This is a genomic window from Ruegeria sp. BHSB058 (assembly GCF_059613285.1).
Genome location: NZ_JBXWSF010000007.1, coordinates 1 through 20,911, shown reverse-complemented (window position 1 = coordinate 20,911; position 20,911 = coordinate 1). Strand labels below are relative to the sequence as shown.

At 58.4% G+C, this 20,911-nt stretch carries 24 protein-coding genes and 2 pseudogenes; 12 read left to right on the top strand and 14 right to left on the bottom strand.

The features are described from left to right. Positions 1 to 138: 138 nt before the first annotated feature. The 5 genes from AC2FNB_RS03020 to AC2FNB_RS03000 all read left to right on the top strand — a co-directional run bounded on the left by AC2FNB_RS03020 (position 139) and on the right by AC2FNB_RS03000 (position 3,657). Positions 139 to 1,617 (top strand): leucyl aminopeptidase, encoded by a 1,479-nt coding sequence (locus AC2FNB_RS03020; RefSeq protein ID WP_496744383.1) that lies wholly within the window; start codon positions 139 to 141, stop codon positions 1,615 to 1,617. A 2-nt stretch (positions 1,618 to 1,619) separates the two neighbouring features. Next, the gene (locus tag AC2FNB_RS03015; RefSeq protein WP_480750523.1) at positions 1,620 to 2,078 is read left to right on the top strand and encodes a DNA polymerase III subunit chi; all 459 of its coding nucleotides are present in this window, start codon (positions 1,620 to 1,622) and stop codon (positions 2,076 to 2,078) included. A gap of 50 nt (positions 2,079 to 2,128) precedes the next feature. Next, on the top strand, positions 2,129 to 2,917 hold the full coding sequence (gene budA, locus AC2FNB_RS03010; protein ID WP_480750524.1) for an acetolactate decarboxylase: 789 nt from the start codon (positions 2,129 to 2,131) through the stop codon (positions 2,915 to 2,917). A gap of 117 nt (positions 2,918 to 3,034) precedes the next feature. Further along, a complete protein-coding gene (locus AC2FNB_RS03005) occupies positions 3,035 to 3,460 on the top strand; it encodes a hypothetical protein (protein WP_496744380.1) in 426 nt (141 codons plus the stop codon). Next, positions 3,457 to 3,657 (top strand): tetratricopeptide repeat protein, encoded by a 201-nt coding sequence (locus AC2FNB_RS03000; protein ID WP_496744378.1) that lies wholly within the window; start codon positions 3,457 to 3,459, stop codon positions 3,655 to 3,657. The genes AC2FNB_RS03005 and AC2FNB_RS03000 overlap by 4 nt, the downstream gene beginning before the upstream one ends. 337 nt (positions 3,658 to 3,994) lie before the next feature. Here AC2FNB_RS03000 and AC2FNB_RS02995 read toward each other — a convergent pair whose 3' ends face one another. Genes AC2FNB_RS02995 through AC2FNB_RS02980 form a run of 4 tightly spaced genes read right to left on the bottom strand, consistent with a single transcriptional unit; the run spans position 3,995 to position 7,476 of the window. Continuing rightward, positions 3,995 to 4,576 carry a retropepsin-like aspartic protease family protein gene (locus tag AC2FNB_RS02995; RefSeq protein WP_480750526.1) on the bottom strand — a complete coding sequence of 194 codons (582 nt, stop codon included), beginning with the start codon at positions 4,574 to 4,576 and terminating at the stop codon, positions 3,995 to 3,997. 37 nt (positions 4,577 to 4,613) lie between these two features. Next, the gene (locus tag AC2FNB_RS02990) at positions 4,614 to 5,234 is read right to left on the bottom strand and encodes a MarC family protein (protein WP_480750527.1); all 621 of its coding nucleotides are present in this window, start codon (positions 5,232 to 5,234) and stop codon (positions 4,614 to 4,616) included. Continuing rightward, complete coding sequence (locus AC2FNB_RS02985) at positions 5,231 to 5,623, bottom strand: ACT domain-containing protein (protein ID WP_480750528.1); 393 nt, start codon at positions 5,621 to 5,623, stop codon at positions 5,231 to 5,233. Before AC2FNB_RS02985 ends, AC2FNB_RS02990 begins: the two co-directional genes overlap by 4 nt. Next, entirely contained in the window at positions 5,620 to 7,476 is a 1,857-nt protein-coding gene (locus AC2FNB_RS02980) for an ABC-F family ATP-binding cassette domain-containing protein (RefSeq protein ID WP_496744375.1), read from the bottom strand. The genes AC2FNB_RS02985 and AC2FNB_RS02980 overlap by 4 nt, the downstream gene beginning before the upstream one ends. Before the next feature lie 40 nt (positions 7,477 to 7,516). On the opposite strand from AC2FNB_RS02980, the pseudogene AC2FNB_RS02975 reads away from it, so the two are divergent. Both AC2FNB_RS02975 and AC2FNB_RS02970 read left to right on the top strand, forming a co-directional pair. After that, positions 7,517 to 8,467: pseudogene (locus tag AC2FNB_RS02975) on the top strand (MFS transporter). 64 nt (positions 8,468 to 8,531) lie between these two features. Beyond that, positions 8,532 to 8,780: a hypothetical protein gene (locus AC2FNB_RS02970; RefSeq protein ID WP_496744374.1), complete on the top strand. Its 249-nt coding sequence runs from the start codon at positions 8,532 to 8,534 to the stop codon at positions 8,778 to 8,780. 19 nt (positions 8,781 to 8,799) lie between these two features. Here AC2FNB_RS02970 and AC2FNB_RS02965 read toward each other — a convergent pair whose 3' ends face one another. Then, positions 8,800 to 9,075: a hypothetical protein gene (locus tag AC2FNB_RS02965; RefSeq protein ID WP_496744372.1), complete on the bottom strand. Its 276-nt coding sequence runs from the start codon at positions 9,073 to 9,075 to the stop codon at positions 8,800 to 8,802. Between the two features lie 199 nt (positions 9,076 to 9,274). On the opposite strand from AC2FNB_RS02965, the gene ndk reads away from it, so the two are divergent. Further along, entirely contained in the window at positions 9,275 to 9,697 is a 423-nt protein-coding gene (gene ndk, locus AC2FNB_RS02960) for a nucleoside-diphosphate kinase (RefSeq protein WP_068334875.1), read from the top strand. A 74-nt stretch (positions 9,698 to 9,771) separates the two neighbouring features. On the opposite strand, the pseudogene AC2FNB_RS02955 reads toward ndk, so the two are convergent. Beyond that, positions 9,772 to 10,113 (bottom strand): annotated as a pseudogene (locus tag AC2FNB_RS02955) (TfoX/Sxy family protein); the annotation flags it as partial. 121 nt (positions 10,114 to 10,234) lie between these two features. Here AC2FNB_RS02955 and AC2FNB_RS02950 point away from each other — a divergent pair. Beyond that, positions 10,235 to 11,461 carry a cytochrome P450 gene (locus tag AC2FNB_RS02950; RefSeq protein ID WP_496744370.1) on the top strand — a complete coding sequence of 409 codons (1,227 nt, stop codon included), beginning with the start codon at positions 10,235 to 10,237 and terminating at the stop codon, positions 11,459 to 11,461. 4 nt (positions 11,462 to 11,465) lie between these two features. Here the strand turns inward: AC2FNB_RS02950 and AC2FNB_RS02945 are convergent, their stop codons facing one another. Then, positions 11,466 to 12,047, bottom strand: coding sequence for a peroxidase-related enzyme (locus AC2FNB_RS02945; RefSeq protein WP_496744368.1), 582 nt, complete (start codon positions 12,045 to 12,047; stop codon positions 11,466 to 11,468). Positions 12,048 to 12,195: 148 nt separating this feature from the next. Between AC2FNB_RS02945 and AC2FNB_RS02940 the strand changes: the two genes are divergently transcribed. After that, positions 12,196 to 13,302 carry a hypothetical protein gene (locus AC2FNB_RS02940; protein ID WP_480750532.1) on the top strand — a complete coding sequence of 369 codons (1,107 nt, stop codon included), beginning with the start codon at positions 12,196 to 12,198 and terminating at the stop codon, positions 13,300 to 13,302. Positions 13,303 to 13,311: 9 nt separating this feature from the next. Here the strand turns inward: AC2FNB_RS02940 and AC2FNB_RS02935 are convergent, their stop codons facing one another. The 3 genes from AC2FNB_RS02935 to AC2FNB_RS02925 are packed head-to-tail and all read right to left on the bottom strand — an operon-like array spanning position 13,312 to position 15,183. After that, complete coding sequence (locus AC2FNB_RS02935; RefSeq protein ID WP_480750533.1) at positions 13,312 to 13,656, bottom strand: carboxymuconolactone decarboxylase family protein; 345 nt, start codon at positions 13,654 to 13,656, stop codon at positions 13,312 to 13,314. Between the two features lie 10 nt (positions 13,657 to 13,666). Then, positions 13,667 to 14,428, bottom strand: a complete 762-nt coding sequence (locus tag AC2FNB_RS02930) for an amino acid ABC transporter permease (protein WP_480750534.1) — start codon at positions 14,426 to 14,428, stop codon at positions 13,667 to 13,669. A 14-nt stretch (positions 14,429 to 14,442) separates the two neighbouring features. After that, positions 14,443 to 15,183, bottom strand: coding sequence for an amino acid ABC transporter ATP-binding protein (locus AC2FNB_RS02925; RefSeq protein ID WP_480750535.1), 741 nt, complete (start codon positions 15,181 to 15,183; stop codon positions 14,443 to 14,445). A gap of 128 nt (positions 15,184 to 15,311) precedes the next feature. Between AC2FNB_RS02925 and AC2FNB_RS02920 the strand changes: the two genes are divergently transcribed. Then, positions 15,312 to 16,082 carry a transporter substrate-binding domain-containing protein gene (locus AC2FNB_RS02920; RefSeq protein WP_480750536.1) on the top strand — a complete coding sequence of 257 codons (771 nt, stop codon included), beginning with the start codon at positions 15,312 to 15,314 and terminating at the stop codon, positions 16,080 to 16,082. A 59-nt stretch (positions 16,083 to 16,141) separates the two neighbouring features. Here AC2FNB_RS02920 and AC2FNB_RS02915 read toward each other — a convergent pair whose 3' ends face one another. Continuing rightward, positions 16,142 to 16,750 carry a helix-turn-helix domain-containing protein gene (locus AC2FNB_RS02915; protein ID WP_480750537.1) on the bottom strand — a complete coding sequence of 203 codons (609 nt, stop codon included), beginning with the start codon at positions 16,748 to 16,750 and terminating at the stop codon, positions 16,142 to 16,144. Positions 16,751 to 16,803: 53 nt separating this feature from the next. On the opposite strand from AC2FNB_RS02915, the gene AC2FNB_RS02910 reads away from it, so the two are divergent. Next, positions 16,804 to 17,571: a creatininase family protein gene (locus AC2FNB_RS02910; RefSeq protein WP_496744365.1), complete on the top strand. Its 768-nt coding sequence runs from the start codon at positions 16,804 to 16,806 to the stop codon at positions 17,569 to 17,571. Here the strand turns inward: AC2FNB_RS02910 and AC2FNB_RS02905 are convergent. From AC2FNB_RS02905 to AC2FNB_RS02895, 3 genes are all read right to left on the bottom strand, one after another. Next, positions 17,510 to 18,907, bottom strand: coding sequence for a sensor histidine kinase (locus tag AC2FNB_RS02905; protein ID WP_496744363.1), 1,398 nt, complete (start codon positions 18,905 to 18,907; stop codon positions 17,510 to 17,512). The two genes, AC2FNB_RS02910 and AC2FNB_RS02905, sit on opposite strands and share 62 nt — an antisense overlap. Beyond that, complete coding sequence (locus tag AC2FNB_RS02900; protein WP_480750540.1) at positions 18,900 to 19,580, bottom strand: response regulator transcription factor; 681 nt, start codon at positions 19,578 to 19,580, stop codon at positions 18,900 to 18,902. The genes AC2FNB_RS02905 and AC2FNB_RS02900 overlap by 8 nt, the downstream gene beginning before the upstream one ends. 163 nt (positions 19,581 to 19,743) lie before the next feature. Next, the coding region (locus AC2FNB_RS02895) for a Do family serine endopeptidase (protein ID WP_496744361.1) at positions 19,744 to 20,911 on the bottom strand (1,168 nt) is incomplete at its 5' end.

The window sequence follows — 20,911 nt, the reverse complement described above, 5'->3', positions numbered from 1 at the left end:
CGAGTCACTGTGATCCCCCGGAACCTGCCAGTCGTTTTCCGGGGACCATAGTCGAATTGAAAGGCGGGGAAAACTGCTATCTGGTCATCCTGCCCGCAGCGCGTTACCTCTGGGCGGAAAGATGTTGAGGAGAGCCAAATGAGCAGTCTGACCCCGATCCGTTTTCAGCCCACTGACCTGGACGCGATGGCCGAAGCAGGCGGGCGGGTGGCGATTATTGTGCCGCCCGAGGGCAAGATGAGCCCTGCAGTGCGGCGTGCTAACCGACTGACCAAGGGCGCGGTGGCGCGGCTGATCGAAAGCGAACGGTTCGAAAAGGCTAAAGCGGGGCAGGTTTTTTCGATGGCTTGGCCCAGTGGCATGAAGGCAGAGGCACTGGACGTGCTGGTGTTATCGCGCCGACCGGATGCGGATCAGGCGCGTAAGGCTGGGGCCGATCTTGCCAAGGCGGCGAGTGGAAAATCCCTGCTGGTGATGGTGGGCAATCAGGTGCGTATCGAGGATCTGGCAATGGGTCTTGCGCTGCGCAGCTACAGTTTTGACGCGCACAAATCGGACGATCCGGAAAACCCCAGCGAGCAGGGCGAGATCACCATCTGCCATGGCAAACCGGAGGAGGCCGAGGCCGCTTTCGCACCGCTGCGGTCGGTGGCCGAAGGGGTTCTGATGACCCGCGATCTGACCAACGAGCCTGCGAATGTGCTTACAACCACCGAATTCGCCAATCGTCTGAAAGAGATGGAGGCGCTGGGTCTGGAGGTCGAGGTTCTGGACGAGGAACAACTGGCCGAGCTGGGAATGCGCACGCTGTTGAGCGTGGGGCAAGGCTCGGACAGCCCGTCGAAGGTCGTGGTTATGCAATGGAAAGGCGGCGACAATAACGACGCGCCGCTGGCGCTGGTCGGAAAGGGCGTGGTGTTCGACACCGGTGGCATCTCGCTGAAACCTGCCGCGGGCATGGAAGAGATGACCATGGACATGGCGGGCGCGGGCGTTGTGGCGGGCACTATGCGCGCGCTGGCGCTGCGCAAAGCCAAGGCGAACGTCGTGGGACTTGTCGGTCTGGTCGAGAACATGCCCTCGGGCCGTGCAACGCGCCCCGGTGACGTGATCAGATCGATGAAGGGCGACACGGTCGAGATCATCAATACCGATGCCGAGGGTCGCCTGGTTCTGTGTGACGTGATGTGGTACGCACAGGAGCGCTTCAACCCGGTGGGGATGATTGATCTTGCGACCCTGACAGGGGCGATCATCATCGGATTGGGGCACGAGAATGCGGGCGTGTTTTCCAACAATGACATGCTGTGCAACGCGTTCCTCCGTGCAGCAGAGGTCGAGGATGAGGGCGCGTGGCGGATGCCTTTGGGCAAGGCCTATGACGAGATGCTCAAGTCTCAGATCGCCGACATGAAGAACGTGGGCGGGCGCCCGGCGGGGTCGATCACGGCGGCGCAGTTCCTTCAGCGCTTCGTCAAGGATGAAACGCCTTGGATTCACCTCGATATTGCCGGGGTGGCGTCCGTGTCCAAGGAAACGTCTTATGCCCCCAAGGGCGCAACAGGGTGGGGCGTTCGGGCGCTCAGCCGGTTGATACAGGACCATTTCGAGCAATAATCATGGGGGCCGCCTATTTCTATCACCTGACCAGACGCCCCTTGGAGGAGACCTTGCCGGTGCTCCTCAACAAAGCGCGGCAGGCCGGGTGGCGGATCTCGGTGCGTGGTACCGACAAGGGGCGGCTTGACTGGCTGGACGAGAAACTGTGGCTGGGACCGGAAGAGTCGTTCCTGCCGCATGGTGTGTCGGGCGGGCCGCATGACGCAATGCAACCCGTTTTGCTTACGACCGAGCCAGAAGCTGCAAACAACCCGGACTGTGTGATGGCGATTGACGGAGCGAAGGTAGAGCCAGCCGAGGTTGCGGCGCTTGAACGGGTCTGTATCCTGTTCGATGGCACCGACCCGGAGGCGATTGAATGGGCGCGGAGACAGTGGAAGGCGCTGACCGGCGCGGGATGCGCCGCGCAGTACTGGTCGGAAGAATCGGGCCAGTGGGAGAAAAAGGCGGAAGCCTGAAAGTGGATTTCCTGTTAGGCTGGTAGCTCTGAACGCAAAAGGATGTCCTAATGCCACAGGACGAGGAATTGACGTTTGCAGCCGCCGTTGCGGCCCACAATGCAAAGCACGTCTTTCGGCCGCACGACCATCTGCATGAATACTATCAGGCATCGTTGCTGAGCGCGGTGATGCAGGGGGTCTATGACGGCGAATTAACTGTAGGCGAATTGTTGCGTCATGGCGATTTCGGACTTGGTACCTTCAACGCGCTGGATGGTGAGATGATCGTGCATGCGGGCGTTGCCTATCGCCTGACCGACGATGGCAGGGCGGCCATCGCGCCTGATGATGCGGTGACGCCTTATGCGGCGGTCCTGCCATTCGAGCCGGATGTTGAATTGGTTGTCTCGCAACCGGTCGAAAAGGCTGCGTTCGAAGCTGGACTGGACAAAATCGCGCAGTCGCGCAACCTGTTTTACGCGGTCCGGTTCACGGGCCGGATCGGTCGAGTCGGGTATCGCAATGTCTCGCGCCAGGAGCCGCCCTATCCACCGTTGCTGGAGGTGGTCAAAAATCAGGCCGAGTTCGACTTGCGGGATGTAACGGGTACGATCCTGGGTTTTCGCTGTCCGGATTATGCTGTCGGGATCGGTGTGCCGGGTTATCATCTGCACTTTATTTCCGAGGATTTGAAGACTGGCGGTCACGTGCTGGACTATTCGCTGGTATCGGGACGGTTAGAGATCGACCATACCGCCTCGCTGCATCTGGAACTGCCTGAAACCGGATCGTTTCTGGAAACCGATCTGACACCCGGAGCGGAGGTGTCCGCGATAAGGAAGGCCGAAGGCGGTTGATCCGGCGTCGTGGTCGTTTTGAGAAACCGCGTCCCGAGGTTTGAAAAGAGGCCGTGACGGCGCATGCTTTTGAAAGCAAGCCGTTCGGGGAGCGTTGCTTTTTTTTGTGAGGCGGATTTGGAACGCAGGCTGATTGTGCATTTTATCGATCTGGAGCGGCAAAAGCTGAAGAACATCGAAGGCGAGGTTCACGCCTTTGGGATCGATCCTGATCCGGCGCGGCTGACGGCCGAAACCTTTGAGGTTCTGACCGGAGAGCGGCTGGAAATCCCCGAACAGCCGTCGATTGCGGTTCTGCCCTTGGACAACATGTCCGGTGATGCGAAGCAGGATCTTTTCGCCGATGGTCTGACCGAGGATATCATCACCGCGCTGTCCCATATCGGCGGCCTGTTCGTGATGGCCCGCAACTCCACCTTTGTATGCAAGGGGCGGTCAGTTGATGTACGTCAGGTTGGGCTGGACGCTGGCCGCTGGCCGCTGGGGCGCGGTTTGGGTTCATGGCGAATGCAGGGAGCGCTTTTGCTGAAGCACGCGCTTTGAGCGACAAGCTGTTGGAGCAGAACACCAGTATGGCCGACGCCTACGACTTGCGGGGGTACATCCTGACGAACCAGGGGGATTTCGAAGGTGCGATTGCCAGTCTGAAAAAGGCGGTTGAACTACGCCCGACCGTGTCTCTGTTTCACGCGCGCAGGGCATTGCACATAACTATTGCGGTGAATTCGGGGCGGCGCTGAATAGTATGCGCAAGGTGATGCGGCTGTCGCCCTATTGCCCGGACTGGTATCTGACCCATTTGGGGGGCGTTTATCGTGGCATGGGCGATCTGGAATAGGCTAGAGTTGTTTACAAGCATCTCGAAACACGAATACCCGACAGTTTGTTGTCGCAAGTCCGGCTGGCGGTGATTCATGAGGATTTCGGCGGCTTGAAAGAGGTCGCAAAATGCGTTGCAGCGGTTTTGTCTATCAACCCGCGGTTTTCGGCCAGAAAGTTTGCGGCGCTGACTCCGTTCAAGATTGAAGCGTTGGGCGAGGCGTTTCGGTCTTCGATGTTGAAAGCCGGATTGCCGGACTAGCGCTTTAGGTTAAGCGTTCCGTTAGCAAAGCTCATCTGCGAAAAGCGTTGAAGATAATCCATGCCCAGAAGCGACTGGTCCATGTCTCCCTCGTTCACCCATGCCGAAAGGCCGGTGTCGGAGAAGGGACCGAGAGCGATACTGTCCAGACGCACGGGTGCGGTGCGAACCTGTCCGTTGGCGGTCATGGCGCGGCCGAAATAGTTCAGCCCGTCCAGGTCAATTCCGACCCGTTCGGCATCGCGGTGGCTGAGCACCACTTGGCTGGCGCCTGTATCGACAAGGAAGGTAACCGGTTTGCCGTTGATCAGAAGTTGAAGGTAGTAATGCCCGTCAGTGGCGCGCGGCACTTCGATGGCATTGTCCGAGACGACCATCTGCGGGGCGGGGCTGATGGTGGTGCGGACATCTTCCCACAGGCCCACGGCGGCAATAACGCCAACAAAGATCAACACCCAGGCGGTGGCCTGTTGCATGGTGCGGCTGAGGTTTTCGCGGTTGTGGGTGATGAACCACATCAGCACCGCCGATCCCAGCAGGACCAGATAGATCACGCGTGCGATGTTGTCGCCGTCCATGAAGCTCCCCTTTCTTGCCTGTCTCAGATATGGGGACTCAGGCGGCGAAACCAAAGGCCTTGAGGCCATCGAGAATGAACTGTACCGAAAGCGCGGCTAGCAACATGCCCAGAAGGCGGGTCACTACGTTCAGGCCGGTCTTGCCGAGCAATCGGCCCAGCGTGCCCGACGACAGATAAAGCAAAAAGACGAAAGCAAGTACCGACAGCATGACGGCAATGACCACGGCCAGCCCTTCGATCCCTGGTTGCTGGCCTGCGAGCAAGATCATGGTGGCAATCGAACCGGGACCGGCAATAAGGGGGATGCCCAAGGGAAAGACCGACGGGTCATGGTGTTCCTCGGCCTCGGCGCGGTCCTCGCGACGCTTGGTGCGGCGTTCGAACAGCATGTCGAGTGCGGTCAGAAACAATAGCACACCGCCCGCAACGCGGAAGGCGGGCATGGAGATGCCGACAAAGCCCAGAACCGCCTCTCCGAAGGCCGCGAACACGGCGAGGATGGCAGCGGCGGTCAGACAGGCGCGGACGGCGATACCGCGCCGAGTAGCCGCATCCATGCCCTGCGTCAGCGCCATGAAGATCGGGGTCTGCCCAGGTGGGTCGATCACAACGAAAAGTGTGGTGAAAGCAGTGACAAGAAAGGCTGTGTCGATCATTCCTTGGCGTCCTTCTGCAAGCGTGTCAGGATGTCGAGCGCCTGTAGGGCCTGTTCCGACGGCACATAGACGTGGTCGTGGTGATAGCCCGCGACCATATTGGCGGGAATGCCTTCCCTCGCCAGCGCGCTGGAGACGGCAGCGGTCAGCCCGACGCCGTCCAGCGCGGAATACACCTGCAATGTGATGCAGCGCATGGGCAGGGCGGCATCAGGGGCGTCGGCAAGGGGCACGATGAGCGACAGCCCCTCGTCCTCGGAATAGCTGGCCACGGTTCCTGCAGGCCTCTCGATGTCTTGGGGCCAAACAACAAAGGCGAACTCGCCGTCGCGCAGCACCGGCTGCATGCCTGAGATCATGGCGGTGGCGTCCTTGACGGGGTCACTCATGCCTTGGCCTCAGCCGCCTCGAGCCGCTCGGTGGCGGCGACCCACAGCGCCTCGGCGCGCTGCATGGCTTCGCTCACCTCGGCGAATTTGCGATTCCAGGTTTCCAGATCGGACACCTTGTCGCTTTGGTAAAGATCAGGATCAGCCAGCTTGGTGGAAAGCTTATCGTACATATCGGTCAGCTTCTCGATCCGTTCTTCGCATTTGCGCAGATCGGCGCGTAGGGCAAGGATGGCATCGCGCGAAGGACGTTTGGGTTTGGGCGCTTGCGGCGTTTCTTTGGTTTCAGGCTTGTCCCGGGTCAGCAACAGGTCGCGATACGCCTCCAGATCGCCTTCGAAAGGTTTAACGGCGCCGTCAGAGACCAGCCATAACCGGTCGGCCACAAGGCTGAGCAAGTGCATGTCGTGGCTGACGAGGATCACCGCGCCGGAATAGGTGGTCAGCGCTTCGACCAGCGCCTCGCGGCTTTCGATGTCGAGGTGGTTGGTGGGTTCGTCGAGGATCAGCATGTGTGGCGCGTCGATGGTGGCGAGCAGCAGCGACAGACGTGCCTTTTGGCCGCCCGACAGCCGCCCGACCTCGGTTTCCGCTTGAGCCGCGCCAAGGCCGAAGCCGGCCAGTCTCGAACGGTGCTTCGCAGGGGCCTCGTCGGGGCGCAGGCGGCGCAGGTGGTCGAGAGGGGTTTCGTCGACACGCAACTCGTCGACCTGATGCTGGGCGAAATAGCCGATGCGCAGTTTTGAACTGCGGGTCATCCTGCCCGCCATCAGCGGTAGCCTGTCAGACAGCAGTTTCGACAGTGTCGACTTGCCCTGACCGTTCTTGCCCAGAAGCGCGATGCGGTCGTCCTGATCGATGCGCAGGTTGAGGCGTTTCAGCACGGGCGTTTCGCCATAGCCGGTCATGCCGCCTTCCAGTTGGATAATCGGCGGGGCCATTTCCTCGGGTTCGGGAAATGTGAAGGCACGCAGGGCGGCCTCTTGCGGCGAGGTGATGGGCTGCATCTTTGCCAAAGCCTTGAGGCGTGATTGCGCCTGCTTTGCCTTGTCGGCCTTGTAGCGGAAGCGATCGACGTAAGATTGCAGGTGGGCGCGTCGGGCTTCCTGCTTTTTGGCCATGGCGCTAGCCTGCGCCAGGTTTTCGGCACGCTGACGGGCGAACTGGTCATAGGGCCCTTGATAAAGCGTCAGCTTGCGGTCTTCGAGATGCAGGATTGCACCGACCGCCCGGTTCAACAGACCGCGGTCGTGGCTGATGATGATGACGGTATGGGGGTATTTCGCCAGATAGCTTTCCAGCCACAATGCGCCTTCGAGGTCTAGGTAGTTTGTCGGTTCGTCCAGCAGCAGCAGATCGGGTTGCGAGAACAACACCGCCGCCAAGGCCACGCGCATGCGCCAGCCGCCCGAGAAGTCGGAACAGGGTTTGAGCTGTTCCTCATCGTCGAAGCCCAGACCCTTGAGGATCGAGGCGGCGCGCGCCTCGGCGCTCCACGCGTCGATGTCGGCCAGGCGGGTCTGGATCTCGGCGATGCGGGTCGGGTCGGCCGCGGTATCGGCTTCGCTCATCAGGGCCGTTCGTTCGGCATCAGCGGCGAGAACCGTATTGATCAGCGAGACGTGTGAGGCAGGGGCCTCTTGCGCAACGCCGCCAATGCGGGCGCGGCGGGGCAGGGCGATGGCGCCAGATTCCAGTGCCAATTCACCCTGAATGAGACGAAAAAGCGTGGTTTTTCCTGTGCCGTTGCGGCCCACCAGGCCAACCTTGTGGCCGGTCGGAATAGTGGCGCAGGCGCCTTCGAACAAGGGGCGGCCTTCGACAGCGTACATGATGTTTTCTATCCTCAACATGGGCCGCTCTTAACAGAGTGGTGCAGCCGCTGCCAGCGGCTTGAGATGGTCAGGGAACGCAAGCTGTGACAACCCGCAAAGGGTTGCATCCTTTCGGATTCTGTTCATTCGTCCTGCTTCCGGCCCACCGCATATCCTGACGTTGATCCTTGCTACGACACTGGCGGTTCTGACGCTGAACACGTTCCTACCGTCGCTGGCCCATATCGGCGCCGATTTCAGTGCCAATTATGCGGTCGTGAACCTGTCTATTTCGGGTTATCTGATCGCCACCGCCGTTCTGCAACTGATCATGGGGCCGCTATCTGATCGTTATGGTCGGCGGCCTGTGCTGCTGGTTTCGATGGTGATCTTCGTGGCTGCTTCGGTCGGGTGCGTTATGGCGCAGTCAATTTGGGTGTTTCTGGGATTTCGATTGTTGCAAGGGGCGGTGATTGCGGGGCAGGTGCTGTCGGGGGCCGCGATCTGAGATATGTTCCCGCCGAGGGAAGCGGCCAGCAAGCTGGGCTATGTTTCCGTGGCGATGGCGCTTGCGCCGATGCTGGGGCCAATGCTGGGCGGGGTGCTGGAGATGGTGATCGGCTGGCGTGCCGGGTTCGTTTTGTATGCAATCCTTGGGTTCGCCATGCTGGTGCTGCTGCGGGCTGACATGGGAGAGACGAATATCGAGCGCTCGGCCACGTTTGGCCAGCAGATACGGCAGCATCCACAGCTTTTCACAGCCCGCCAGTTCTGGGGCTACAGTTTGTGCGCAGCGATTTATGTAGGGGGTTTTTATGCCTTCATCACCTGTGCGCCGCTGGTGGCGGCGGCGTGGTTTGATTTGAGTCCGGCGATGCTTGGAATAGGGATCGGGGTGATCACCATGGGCTTCATGGTCGGCAACTTCATCACCGGCAGGATTGCCGCGCGCAGTGATCTGGCAGGTCTGATCGTGTCGGGGCGGTTATTGCCAGCGCTGGACCGTTACTGGGGTTGTTCATATTTGTAATCGGGCAAGGGAGTGTTTGGGTGTTCTTTGCCGCTGCCGTACTGGTGGCTTTGGCAATGGGTTGATGCTGGCCAATGCCAATGCCGGGCTTATGTCGGTGCGGTCGCATCTGGTGTGTAGTGCTTCGGGCCTGTCAGGTGCGATGACTGTTGCGTTGGGGGCCTTGCTGACAACGGTGACAGGTGTGGTTGTCACGACTCAAAATACCCCGTTTGCGGTTCTAGGGATGATGTTCGGGTCGAGTTTTCTTGGCTTGCTGTCGGCGCTGTACGTACGCTGGGTGAACCAGCGCGATCCGTTGCCCGATTTCTGAAAAGGCTGGCTGAAAACGATCAGTTCAGATGTGCGGCCAGTTCCTCGAACGGGAAGGATTCAAATCCGACCAGCAGGTTGTCGCCTTCTTCGCTGAAGGCAAAGACGTGGATTTCGTCATGGCGCATGGTGGCACGGCAAAAGACGCCGTCCTTGGCGAGTGTCTTGGGGCATTGTTCAAGGTCGGCATGCGCGACGGCGGTTTCAAACAGGGCGTAAGTCAAGGGAAGTGCATCGTTATCCGCAAGGGCGGGAACAGCGGTAAGGCACAGAGCGGCGATTGGACCAAGTTTCATGTTAGTTCCTCTTTGAGAATCGTGAGTTATTTCACAATTTGATATCTGACTATAATAGTCGGAAATTGAAACCCTTAAATCGAAACCGCGTCAAAGCTGTGTATTCCCCCCTTTATCCTTTACCAAGCCCATGTTATCGGGGCGACAATTCACAACAGGCCGGGCCGGATGCCCGGCTTTTCATCACAGGAGCACCCCCATGGCACTGGAACGCACGTTCTCGATCATCAAACCCGACGCAACCCGACGCAACCTCACTGGCAAGATCAACGCCAAGTTCGAGGAAGCGGGCCTGCGCATCGTTGCGCAAAAGCGCATCCACATGACTAAGGAACAGGCCGGCAAGTTCTATGAAGTGCACGCCGAGCGTCCGTTCTATGACGAACTTTGCGAATTCATGTCATCTGCTCCGGTTGTTGTTCAGGTTCTGGAAGGAGAAGGCGCCATTGCAAAGAACCGCGAAGTGATGGGCGCCACCAACCCCGCAGACGCAGCGCCGGGCACCATCCGCGCCGAGTTTGCTGAATCGGTTGGCGAAAATTCAGTCCACGGGTCGGATGCGCCGGAAACCGCAGCCGTCGAAATCGCCTATTTCTTCTCCGGCATCGAACTGGTCGGCTAATCCGCTGACGGATTGGAAGGAATTGGGCCGTGTCCTGAAAAGGGCGCGGCCTTTTCTGTTTGAAGGTGTTTGACTGGCTTCAGATCGGACGGTGAGATGCGCACACCAACTGCGTCCAACTCTGAAACGAGTTTCGAAGCAGAACTCGGTTTTGCGGCCGCCTTGATGGCATCGAACCGGTGTCGCAGCGCCGCTTTCTCGTCACCTTTGCAGTCGTTCCAAGGGCGACCTTGCAAGCTCATGACCAGAACGTAATACCCGATGAAATGAGGCCGCGTGCCTGTCTGGATGAGCCGGGTATAGGCCTCGTCAGCGCCCAGATCACGCAGGTCTTGCGCCGAACGGATACCCGCGCGAGCACAGGCCTGTTCATAAGCCGGGCCGAGGTTTCGGATCGAGGATACGGGATCGGTCATGGCTCTTACTAGCGTTGAGTGGCGGCAGTGTCATCAGGGGACAAGCCGCTTGTGAGAGGTCTCGACCTGAGATACCCAAATGTTTGGGGACGCGCGTGTGAATTCGGTAGGGGAGACCGGCATGAACGCATTAGACATTGCTTGGGCAGCACAGCAATTGGATTTGACTCATCCGCCCGAGGGGTTTGTGGACAATCCGTTTCCCTTTTATGACGCGCTCTTGGCCAACGCCCCGGTATTGCCCCAACCGGACGGGTCGGTGTTGCTGAGCCGCCATGCGGATCTGGATCGGATCTATCGTGATACGATTCTGTATTCCTCGGACAAGAAGGCGATGTTTGGGCCGAAATTCGGAGTCGGCTCTCCTCTGTTCGAACATCACACAACATCGCTGGTGTTTTCCGACCCGCCGCTGCACACGCGGGTGCGCAAGATCATGACATCGGCACTGACACCGCGCGCAATTGCCAAGATGGAGCCGGGACTGATCGAGACGGTTGATCACCTTCTTGGCGCAATGGAAGGCAAGGTGCAGGTCGATCTGATCGAGGATTTCGCCTCGACCATACCGATCCAGATCATCGGCAACTTGCTCGACGTGCCGATGGGGGAACGTGCGCCGCTGCGCGATTGGTCACTGGTCATTCTTGGTGCTCTGGAACCTACGCTGACCGAGGATCAACTGGTTCGGGGTCATAGGGCAGTCGAAGAATTCAAGAGCTATCTCGAAGACCTGGTGGCGCGTCGCCGCGCCAAGCCAGGCGATCCGGAAACCGACGTGCTGACCCGACTGATCCGGGGTGAGGGTGGCGGCGAGAAGCTGAGCGAAATCGAGCTTTTGCAAAACTGCATCTTTATACTGAATGCCGGGCATGAGACCACCACTAATTTGATCGGCAACGGGCTAGCCCTTTTGAATGACAATCCGGATCAGAAAGTGCGCCTGTTGGATGACCCCGAGCTGATTGCTCCGGCAGTCGAGGAAATCCTTCGATTCCGCTCGCCCAACCAGTTGGGAAATCGGGAGACTACAGCCGTAGTTGAACTGGATGGGCTGGTTCTGCCGAAAGGGACCAATCTGCACCTTTGTATCGGGGCGGCAAACCGTGACCCCGCGGTATTCGATGACCCGACCCGGTTCGACATCGCGCGCAAGCCCAACAGGCATCTGGCGTTTGCTGGTGGTCCGCATATCTGTGTCGGGCTGACACTGGCCCGGATGGAAGGGCGGATCGCCATTGGCCGGTTGCTGCAACGTTATCCGAACTTTCACCTGCTGGATGGGCGGGTGCGCGGCGGGCGCATCCGGTTTCGCGGCTACGCTTCGCTGCCTGCGGCCATGAGTTAGGGCATCAGTCGTCGCCTTTGTAGTAACCGATCACGTCGTTGTCGGTAGTGCAGCCAAGCCCGTTCAGCAAACGGTTGGAATAGTTGAAATAGGCGCAGACCTGATTGACTTCGAGAATCTCTTCGTCGGTCGCACCCGCAATCTTGAGCGCTTCGAAATCCGACTTCACCATCTTACCGACTTCGGCAGTCAGTTTACCCGCATAGCGCAACAGTGCCAGTTCCTTGCCTTCAAACTCGTCCTCGGGGCGATGCGCCTTGAGCGCCAGAAATATCCGGTCGCTGCGGGGCTGGTCGCGCAAGAGGTTGCGGACGTTCATGAAATGATGGGTTAGTGAATAGGTGCAGTCATTTATGATCGAGGTGTACGAGGCCACCACCTCGAGGAACCAGAATGGTAGGGAGTTGTCGTCGGAATGCAGAACTGATCGATAGAGGGTGACGTGACCGTTCATCGTTTCAGGTCGCAATGAATGCACCCGCATGACTGTGTCGACCGTTCCATGTGGTGTGCGGGACTTGTCCAGCAAGTCCTTGAGGCGACCGGTTGCCTCGTCATCGTCAATCATTCGTATCCATGCGCTCATCTGTTGTTCCTCGCTTTTTGAGATATCTTAGAACATTGCAGTCTGGATGCTTAGGAAATAAATGTACTGGCGGTAAAATTTTGGGATGGGAATGCCGAGCAATCCCAGTAATGTTGTCGGGGTATTCAACTCTGGATTGGGGTTAGCGATGGATAGCGATCTTCAGATCGGTGCAGACAACCTGCTGCGGACCTGTGCAGGTCTTTCCGCGGGCAAGCGTTTGTTGGTTCTGCATGAAGACCGGGAAGAGGAATATTACGACACCGCCATCCTTGATGCAGTTTCGCGCCGGGCGCGTGAATTGGGCATTGAGGCCGAACTTGAACAGGTGCCGCTGTGCCCCGACGGGGCCGAGCCGGACGATGCACTGATTGACCGGATGCGGCGGGCGGACCGGGTGTTGTTTCTGGCTCGATATGGCGACCAGATCAGGTTCAATGCCGATATGGTGGGGATCAACCCGATCATGTGCTATGCCCTGGATGCGGGAATGCTCGGCTCGGGCTTTGGTCAGGGAAATTATCATGGGTTTGTAGCGCTCAAGAATGCCATCAATGCGATGATGGCGGTTGCAGATGATATCCGCGTGACTTGTCCGTTGGGCACGGATTTTGGTGGGGCCGGAGCCAATTATCCCACCTCCGGTGCGGATGTAACCGTGACCCGGTTCCCAATGTCGGTGTTCGCGCCGATCCCGGCAGGCAACTTCAGCGGCAAGGTGGTGCAGAATGGTTTCCTCGTTGGCACGGGGTCGCGGTTCTACGAACCCTATGCCTGCCAGTTGGAATCACCGGTGGCGTTTTGCATCGATCAGGGGAGACTAACCGGGCTGGAGGGCGCGGAAACGGATGTTTGCGCCGCGCGTCAGCATTATGAGCGGGTCGGGGCGCGATTCGGGATCGATCCATGGTTTGTTCATTCATGGCACGCGGGATTGCATCCCGGCTGTAGCTACAACCGGCCTGTTGCTGCGAATTTTGAGCGTTGGAGCGGTGCGGCATTCGGAAATCCACGCTTGCTGCACATTCACACCTGCGGCGCTTATGCCCCTGGTGAAATCTCGCTGAACGTCCTGGACCCAACGATATGGGTCGATGGCGTGGCAGTGTGGAAGGACGGGCGTCTGGACGCGACCAGAATCCGCGGCGGCAAGGACATTTTGGACCTTTATCCCGATATCGCCGAACTATTTTCCAACCCGTCGCGTCAGGTCGGTCAAAGCCCCGAAGAAGCCCTTTCGGGATTTTGGACCTGAGTTCCCCCCTCAACCCGACAAATTCGTAAAGGTGTCGTAAGCCTTGAGTGCCTTGGCGGAGTAGGCCAGCGACGGCCCGCCGCCCATATAGGTTGCCATGGCCAGCGCCTCGCACATCTCTTCGCGGGTTAGGCCAAGTCGAACAAGTGACCGGACATGAAAGCCGATGCAGCTGTCGCAGCGAGTGGCAATAGCGATGCCAAGCGCCATGATTTCTTTGGTCTTTTCATCCAGAGCGCCGCTTTTCTTGGCAGCGGTTCCCATAGTGCCGAACCCCTTCATCGTGTCCGGCACTTCCTTGGCATAGGTGCCGATATCGCCTTCGATCTCGGCCATGAATTCGTTCCAGTTCATCTCGGTCTCCTCAGCTGCGCTCGTCCGATCCCATGCGCCGCTCCAGCCAGCGTACCCCTGCGCTGATGATCAGGACCAGCACCAGATACTCGAAGATTAGCAATGTGTAGATTTCCAGGGGTCGGTATTCGGTGACCACCAGTTCGTTTGCCCTCCGGGTCAGTTCCTGCATGCCGATGACGCTGGCAAAAGCGCTCATCTTGACGATGTAGATGAATTGGTTAGCCAGCGGCGGCAGGATGCGCCTGATGGCCTGTGGGAGGATCACATAACGCATTGTCTGGGCATAGTTCAGGCCGATGGTCTGGGCCGCTTCGCTTTGACCCTTGGGGATCGACTGGATGCCTGCACGGTAGATTTCAGCTGTGAAAGCACTGTCAGAGATCGCCAGGGTGATGATCGCCCCCCAGAACGGGTCGATCGGGATGTTCATACCCATCGACTGGAATACGATTGGCAGCCCGTAGAAGACCCAGAACAGCATCGGTAGCAACGGAATCGAGCGGATGAACTCGACATAGATCCGGTTGATCATGCGGACGGGCCATCGGTTCGATAGCCCCGGCAGGGCGATCAGCAGTCCCAACACGATGGAAATCACCGCGGCAATGAGTGAGATCAGGATGGTATCGCCCATGCCTGAGATCAGGAACCTGACGTTGGTCCATCCGGATGCGGTTCGCGGGTCGATCACGTACCAGCCCCAGGTGGAAGAACTGGAGCATCCGGAAAGCAACAGGAAGGGTGCCAAAATAACAATGTATTTCTTCATAGCGCGGCCCATTCTTAATGTTGCAATATCTGGCTGAGGAACTTTTGGCAGCGTTCGGATCGCGGATTGCCAAAGAAATCCTCGGGCGGGCCTTGTTCGACGATTTCGCCGGCATCCATGAACACCATGTTGTCGGCGACGCGGCGGGCAAATCCCATCTCATGAGTGACCACGACCATCGTCATGCCCTCACCCGCAAGCTGTTCCATCACGTCGAGCACCTCGGAAATCATCTCGGGGTCGAGTGCTGAGGTGGGTTCGTCAAACAATAGCACCTTGGGGCCCATGCACAGGGAACGGGCGATTGCCACGCGTTGTTGTTGTCCACCCGAAAGCTGGTTGGGCTTTTTGAGCGCCTGATCGGGAATGTGCACGCGTTCAAGATAATGGCGGGCACGCTCTTCGGCCTCTTTCCGGCTCAGCCCACGCGCCTTAATGGGGCCAAGAGTGAGGTTCTCAAGAACAGTCAGATGTGGGAACAGGTTAAATTGTTGAAATACCATGCCGACTTCTGACCGGATCGCGGCCACGGATTTGGGATCGTTGGTCAGCTCGATTCCATCGACGCGGATGGTGCCTTTCTGGTGCTCTTCTAAACGATTGATACATCTGACGACAGTGCTCTTGCCCGACCCAGAAGGGCCGCAGATCACCACTTTGTGACCAGCCTTCACCGAAAGGTCGATATTTCGCAGGACGTGAAACGTGCCATACCATTTGTTGACGCCAATAAGCTCGATTGCGGTTTCCGGCACAGTCTTCTCCCTTGGAGCATTTCCTGAAAGGAAATTTTTTTCTTGAGAATAAGAGTTATCTTTGCCTTAAATCAAGCGACAATCAGGTTATCATAAACAGAACATATAGCCACCAACGGGAGACCAAGATGAAACAGGTGTTCAAGGCAGCCGCGATTGCGATGATGGGGCTGGCGTTTGCCGGAGCCGCCCAGGCGCAGTCAGCACTCAACGAAATTCTCGATGGCGGCGTCCTCAAAGTCGGAACGACGGGTGACTGGAATCCGATGACGCTGCGCGACCCGGCGACCAACAGTTACAAGGGGTTCGATATCGACGTGATGACCGAACTTGCCAACGATCTCGGTGTTGAGGTCGAATATGTGCCGACCGATTGGAAAACGCTGGTCAACGGGGTTGTCGCGGGCAAATACCACATCACCGGTTCGGCTTCGATTTCGCCTCCGAGGATGAAGGTGGCAGGGTTCTCGGAAAGTTACATTTCGGTTGAGCTTTATCCCTATACCACCAAAGACAAGGCCGATCGGTTCGATGGCTATGATTCCATCAACCAACCGGGTGTGACAGTGGCCACGACACTGGGCACGACCTTTGAAAAGAACGCCCGCGAATGGTTCCCGAATGCCGAGATCAAGGTTGTCGAAGCGCCTGCGCGAGGGTTTCAGGAGGTGATTGCTGGGCGGGCCGACGTGTTCATTACCTCAAACATCGAAGGAGCGACTCTGGAGGAAAAATTTCCTGTCGTGCGCGTGACTGGTGCCGAAGCCAGATCTCCATCGCCTATTGCGATGCTGTTGCCGCAGGACGATCAGGTCTGGATCAACTACATGAACAACTGGGTCAAGGTAAAGCAGGCGCAGGGTTTCTTTGACGCCACCAGCGCGAAATGGGGGCTTTGAGAGTTCTCGGAGTTGGAGCAATCGCGAGGTCGCGCAGCTATGCGCGGCCTCATGGCATTTCAGAGATCGTTTGTTCCAGCCTTGGCGATGATTGCAATGAACCTGACCCTGCCTGTGGGAAGACCATCCGTTTGATGCGCACTTTTTCCCTCGAAGGACAGGCTGTCGCCGGGGTGCATGTGATAGTTTTGCTCGCCGCAGCGAAAGATCACTTCGCCCTCCAAGACATGCATAAACTCGATGCCCTGATGCAGATAGATGGGTCGCATTGCCAGAGGTTGCTCGAGTGTGATGTCGAAGCATTCAAAGCTGACGTGTCCGTCGTCTGCCCGGCCAATTAGCTTGTATGTGTGGCCAAAGTCACGGTCCAAGCGTTGCATATCGATGCCCTCGCCTGCGCGAACAAAGGAGACGTCCGTCCGTTCGACTGTTTCTGCAAAGAAGTTGATCAGCGGCACATCTATGGCAGTTGCCAAGGCTTCTAGCGTGGAGAGGGAAGCAGATACCTGACCGCGTTCGATCTTTGAAATCATCGCGGTCGATACGTTGGCCCGCTCGGACAAAGCCGCAAGAGTCAACCTCGCAAGTGAGCGATGGTATTTGACCGCGGTGCCGATTTTCTGGTCAAGTGTCGAGCCAACGGCGGGCTGTGGGGCTGAATCTTCCATGCTGCGAACCTAATACCATCAATCAATCACCGAAATAGCGGAGAATCAGGCAAATGCAACTCACTGACATGACGTGGCGCGACGTCGAGGCTCGGATTGGGCAGGGAAGCTGGGTGCTGTTGCCGGTGGGTTCTACTGAGCAGCACGGCCCAATGGGGCGGATTGGAACAGATACGATCTGTGCCAAAGCAGTGGCTGATCGGGTGGCAAAGCTATGCAATACTATCGTCGCGCCTGAGCTTGCCTATACGCCTGCGCCGTTCAACACGGCGTTTCCGGGAACGGTTTCAGTATCGGAGCCAGTGTTCGAAGCTTTGGCCGGTGAAGTCATCGGCGGGCTTTTGAGCCAAGGGTTCAAGGGCGTGTTTGTGGTCAACGGTCATGGAGCCAATCTGACGCCGCTGCGTCGAATCGCAGGTCGAATGAGGTCAATGGAAATCATGAGTTGGTGGGAGGCGCCCAAAGCGGATTCCTTGCGCAAATCGCTGTACGGCGACTGGGAAGGAATGCATGCAACGCCATCCGAGATCGCAATCACGCAGGCTTTGCTTGGGGTGTTGCCGGTCGGCGATGCCGCCGAACCGCCCGTTGGGCTGTCGCGCGAGTATATTGCAGCGCATGCCGGTGACCGCCACGGACCGCCAGATGAACATCGCGCGATGTTCCCGGATGGCCGTGTGGGTTCGCATTCGGCTTTGGCCACTCCCGAAGACGGAGCACGGCTTTTGGAACTGGCAGCTCATGGGGTTGCAGAACGGTTCAGGGCGTTTTGCCAGTCGGACCCGAAAGCCTCGGGGGTGCCAGCGTCAGGATGGTCCTGAGGCCGGGAGCTGCGTTTTCCGCCAAAAACGTTCCTCCATGCATGCGGGCAATCGCTGCAACCAGTGCCAGTCCCAGCCCCGAATTGCCTTCGCTGCGCGCTGGATCAAGTGTCACGAAGGGCTGCGCCAGTCGGGAAATATCCGTTTCGGGAACGCCCGGCCCCTGATCCGCGACGCTGAGAAAAGGCTGATCGTCTGCCAGTCCCACTACAACCTTGATTGTGGACCCCTTTGGAGCGTAGCGCAGAGCATTTTCCACAAGGTTTGAGAGGGCTTGTGACAGTAAGGGGCGGTGGCCTTGAAATCGCGTTGTATCGCCCGAAGTGGCAAATGAAATATCCTGATCTGCGGCAAGGGGCTCGTAGAGTTCCAGAACGTCTTGCGCCAGTTGTTTCAGGTCCAGTTCTTCGAACTGATCCCGGCCCAGCCCGGCCTCGGCACGCGAGATTTCGGTGAGTTGCGCAAAGACCCTCAGCAGGTGATCGACCTCAGACAGCGCTCGGATCGCGTCGGTTTCCCGGTCCAGCGTCGAACGGTCGGGATCAGACAAACCTTCGACTCGCTGACGCAGGCGCGACAGCGGGGAGCGCAGGTCATGGGCGATGGAATTCGAGGTGGTGCGCAGGTTGCTGATCAGTTCTTCGATCCGATCCAGCATTTCGTTCAGTGTTCCGGCCATCTGGTCGAATTCATCGCCCGTCCCGCGCAGCGGAATGCGACGGGTAAGGTCGCCGGACACGATGTTGTCGGCGGTTCGGGCGATGTCCTTGAGGCGCGAAAATACCAGACGCGTCAGCAACCAGCCGGTGAGAAGGCTTAGCGCAAACGCTGCGGTCAGCGCCAGTATGAACGAGCGCAGCAATACGCGGTCAAACTGTTGTCGGGCCGAGGCATCGCGCCCAACCAACAGGCGGTCGCCACCGGGCAGGCGGATCGAGGCGGCAGAAATCGGGACAGTTTCGCGGGATTCAGCTCGGATGAGATCGAGTTCGACCCAGCCACTGCCCGGTTCGATCCCCGGCGGCCAGGTGCGCATGTTTCCCGCCAACACCTTGCCGCTTGCATCGGTTAACAGGTACAAGGCGTCCCGCTCGGCTGCATTGACGAGGCGACGGTTGATGGTGGTTATGAGGCCAATCATGCCCAGCCGCTCGAATTCGTCGGACAGGCCTGTCAGTTCGGCAGTTACGACTGAGCGGGTCTCGCTGGCGATGGTTCGGTTGGCTGTCACATAGACCAAGGCTAGCACGGCTGCGGTCAGTAGCGTGCTGAGCAACATGCTGGCCAGCATCAGCCGTGCCCGAGAGTTCCTGAGCAGAACTAAAGGCTTAGCCATCGGAAACCATGTATCCGGCACCGCGCACGGTTTCGATCATGGGAAGCGCACCGCCTTCGTCGAGCTGCCTGCGTAGTTTGGATATGTGCACATCGACGACGTTTGTGTTGGGGTCAAAGTGATAGTCCCAGACACCTTCGAGTAGCATGGTTCGCGAAACTACCCGGTTCTTGCGGCGCAGGAAAAATTCGAGGATCTGGAATTCGCGCGGCGTCAGGGTGATGTCGCGGCCCGATCGGGTGACGCGGCGGGTCAGAAGATCCATTTCCAGGTCGCGGCAGCTGAGAGTCGAGTTTTCCTCGGTATCCTGCGGCCGGCGCAGCAGCGCTTCGATCCGGGCGTGCAATTCCTGAAACGAGAAGGGTTTGACCAGATAGTCGTCGGCTCCGGAGCGCAGGCCCTTGACGCGCTCATCGACCGCGCTCATGGCCGTGAGCATCAGTACCGGTGTTTTAAGACCCGCTGCGCGGACGGATTTGATCAGCGACAGCCCGTCTAGACCTGGTAACATCCGATCGAGAATGATCGCATCAAAGCCGCCGTCGGTGGCGTGATAGAGACCTTCGCGCCCATCTGCTGCGATTTCGATGGTGAAGCCTTCTTCGGAAAACCCCTTGGCAATGAAATCGCGGGTATCGGGATCATCTTCGACGATAAGAATGCGTCGGCTCATGCTCTGAATTCCTTTTTCTTTGGTATACATCCCGATTTTCGGAAATGCACGCGCCGGACGCGGTCACCCGCGCCCGGCGGACCGGCGGCTGGGGGACAATCCGGAACCGCCGGTGGATGCGCGCGCAGGAACTCCCCGGTGGCCACGCGCGCGTGGGCTTCGGTCAGGCGATTTTGATCGCGACGAAGATCTGGTTGCCCTTGCGATTGATCAGCATCAGGGCAGGATCGGTCTTTTCGCTTTTCAGTGCGCCCTTCAGCGCTTGGGGTGTATCGGTTTTTTGGCTGCCAAGTTTGACGATGACGTCACCGCGTTGCAGCCCGGCTTTGGCGGCAGGGCTGTTGGGCACCAGCGATAGAACGACGACGCCGTTCACGTCCTCGCTGATGCCGATTTCGGTCCGAGCGGTTTCAGTCAGTGGCGTCACGGACACGCCCAGTGCGGTTTCAGAGATCGTGTCTTCGGTTTGCTCCATGTCTGCAGAAGCCATTTCATGCGTGCCGATCCTGACAGTAATCTCTAGTTTTTTGCCTCCTCGCAGAATCCCGATCCTGCTGTTCTCGCCAATCTCGGAAGCACCAACCAGACGCGGCAGGTCGCTGCTTGAGGACACGGCTTGTCCGTCATAAGACAGGATAACGTCTCCGGGTTCCAGCGATCCATCCGCGGGGCTTTTGGCGGTGACGTCCGAAACAAGCGCGCCGGTCGCTTCATCCAAGCCCATTGCGGCGGCGATATCCGGGCTGACATTCTGGATCGACACGCCCAACCAGCCGCGATCGACTTCACCGTCGTCCATGAGATCGGCTGCAATGTCCCCGACGATGTTCGAGGTCACCGCAAAACCAAGCCCGACGGAACCACCCGTAGGTGAATATATGGCCGAATTCACGCCAACAACTTCACCCTCCATGTTGAAGAGAGGGCCGCCGGAATTGCCTTTGTTAATGGCCGCGTCAGTTTGGATAAACTCCGCATAAGGGCCTTCTGACAGGTTACGGCCCTTGGCCGAAACGATGCCGGTCGTCACTGTGGAACTCAACCCGAACGGATTACCAATGGCGACAACATCTTCGCCGACACGGATCGCATTGCTGTCGCCCAGTGTCACGGCAGAAAGTGGTTCGCCTGCGTCGATCTTCAGCAGAGCGATGTCGGTCAGGGGGTCGGTTCCTATGACTTCGGCCTCGAATGAACGTTGGTCGCTCAGGCGCACGGTGACAGTGTCGGCCCCTTCGACAACGTGGTTGTTGGTGATGATATATCCGTCTTTGTCCAGAACAAACCCTGATCCAAGGCCTTGTTGTGGGCCTTGCCGAGGCGATTTGAAC

Coding starts and splice junctions, on each gene's coding strand:
- AC2FNB_RS03020 (WP_496744383.1), top strand. CDS start 139: ATGAGCAGTCTGACCCCGATCCGTTTTCAGCCCACTGACCTGGACGCG.
- AC2FNB_RS03015 (WP_480750523.1), top strand. CDS start 1,620: ATGGGGGCCGCCTATTTCTATCACCTGACCAGACGCCCCTTGGAGGAG.
- budA (WP_480750524.1), top strand. CDS start 2,129: ATGCCACAGGACGAGGAATTGACGTTTGCAGCCGCCGTTGCGGCCCAC.
- AC2FNB_RS02995 (WP_480750526.1), bottom strand. CDS start 4,576: ATGGACGGCGACAACATCGCACGCGTGATCTATCTGGTCCTGCTGGGA.
- AC2FNB_RS02990 (WP_480750527.1), bottom strand. CDS start 5,234: ATGATCGACACAGCCTTTCTTGTCACTGCTTTCACCACACTTTTCGTT.
- AC2FNB_RS02985 (WP_480750528.1), bottom strand. CDS start 5,623: ATGAGTGACCCCGTCAAGGACGCCACCGCCATGATCTCAGGCATGCAG.
- AC2FNB_RS02980 (WP_496744375.1), bottom strand. CDS start 7,476: ATGTTGAGGATAGAAAACATCATGTACGCTGTCGAAGGCCGCCCCTTG.
- AC2FNB_RS02970 (WP_496744374.1), top strand. CDS start 8,532: ATGCTGGCCAATGCCAATGCCGGGCTTATGTCGGTGCGGTCGCATCTG.
- AC2FNB_RS02965 (WP_496744372.1), bottom strand. CDS start 9,075: ATGAAACTTGGTCCAATCGCCGCTCTGTGCCTTACCGCTGTTCCCGCC.
- ndk (WP_068334875.1), top strand. CDS start 9,275: ATGGCACTGGAACGCACGTTCTCGATCATCAAACCCGACGCAACCCGA.
- AC2FNB_RS02950 (WP_496744370.1), top strand. CDS start 10,235: ATGAACGCATTAGACATTGCTTGGGCAGCACAGCAATTGGATTTGACT.
- AC2FNB_RS02945 (WP_496744368.1), bottom strand. CDS start 12,047: ATGAGCGCATGGATACGAATGATTGACGATGACGAGGCAACCGGTCGC.
- AC2FNB_RS02940 (WP_480750532.1), top strand. CDS start 12,196: ATGGATAGCGATCTTCAGATCGGTGCAGACAACCTGCTGCGGACCTGT.
- AC2FNB_RS02935 (WP_480750533.1), bottom strand. CDS start 13,656: ATGAACTGGAACGAATTCATGGCCGAGATCGAAGGCGATATCGGCACC.
- AC2FNB_RS02930 (WP_480750534.1), bottom strand. CDS start 14,428: ATGAAGAAATACATTGTTATTTTGGCACCCTTCCTGTTGCTTTCCGGA.
- AC2FNB_RS02920 (WP_480750536.1), top strand. CDS start 15,312: ATGAAACAGGTGTTCAAGGCAGCCGCGATTGCGATGATGGGGCTGGCG.
- AC2FNB_RS02915 (WP_480750537.1), bottom strand. CDS start 16,750: ATGGAAGATTCAGCCCCACAGCCCGCCGTTGGCTCGACACTTGACCAG.
- AC2FNB_RS02910 (WP_496744365.1), top strand. CDS start 16,804: ATGCAACTCACTGACATGACGTGGCGCGACGTCGAGGCTCGGATTGGG.
- AC2FNB_RS02905 (WP_496744363.1), bottom strand. CDS start 18,907: ATGGCTAAGCCTTTAGTTCTGCTCAGGAACTCTCGGGCACGGCTGATG.
- AC2FNB_RS02900 (WP_480750540.1), bottom strand. CDS start 19,580: ATGAGCCGACGCATTCTTATCGTCGAAGATGATCCCGATACCCGCGAT.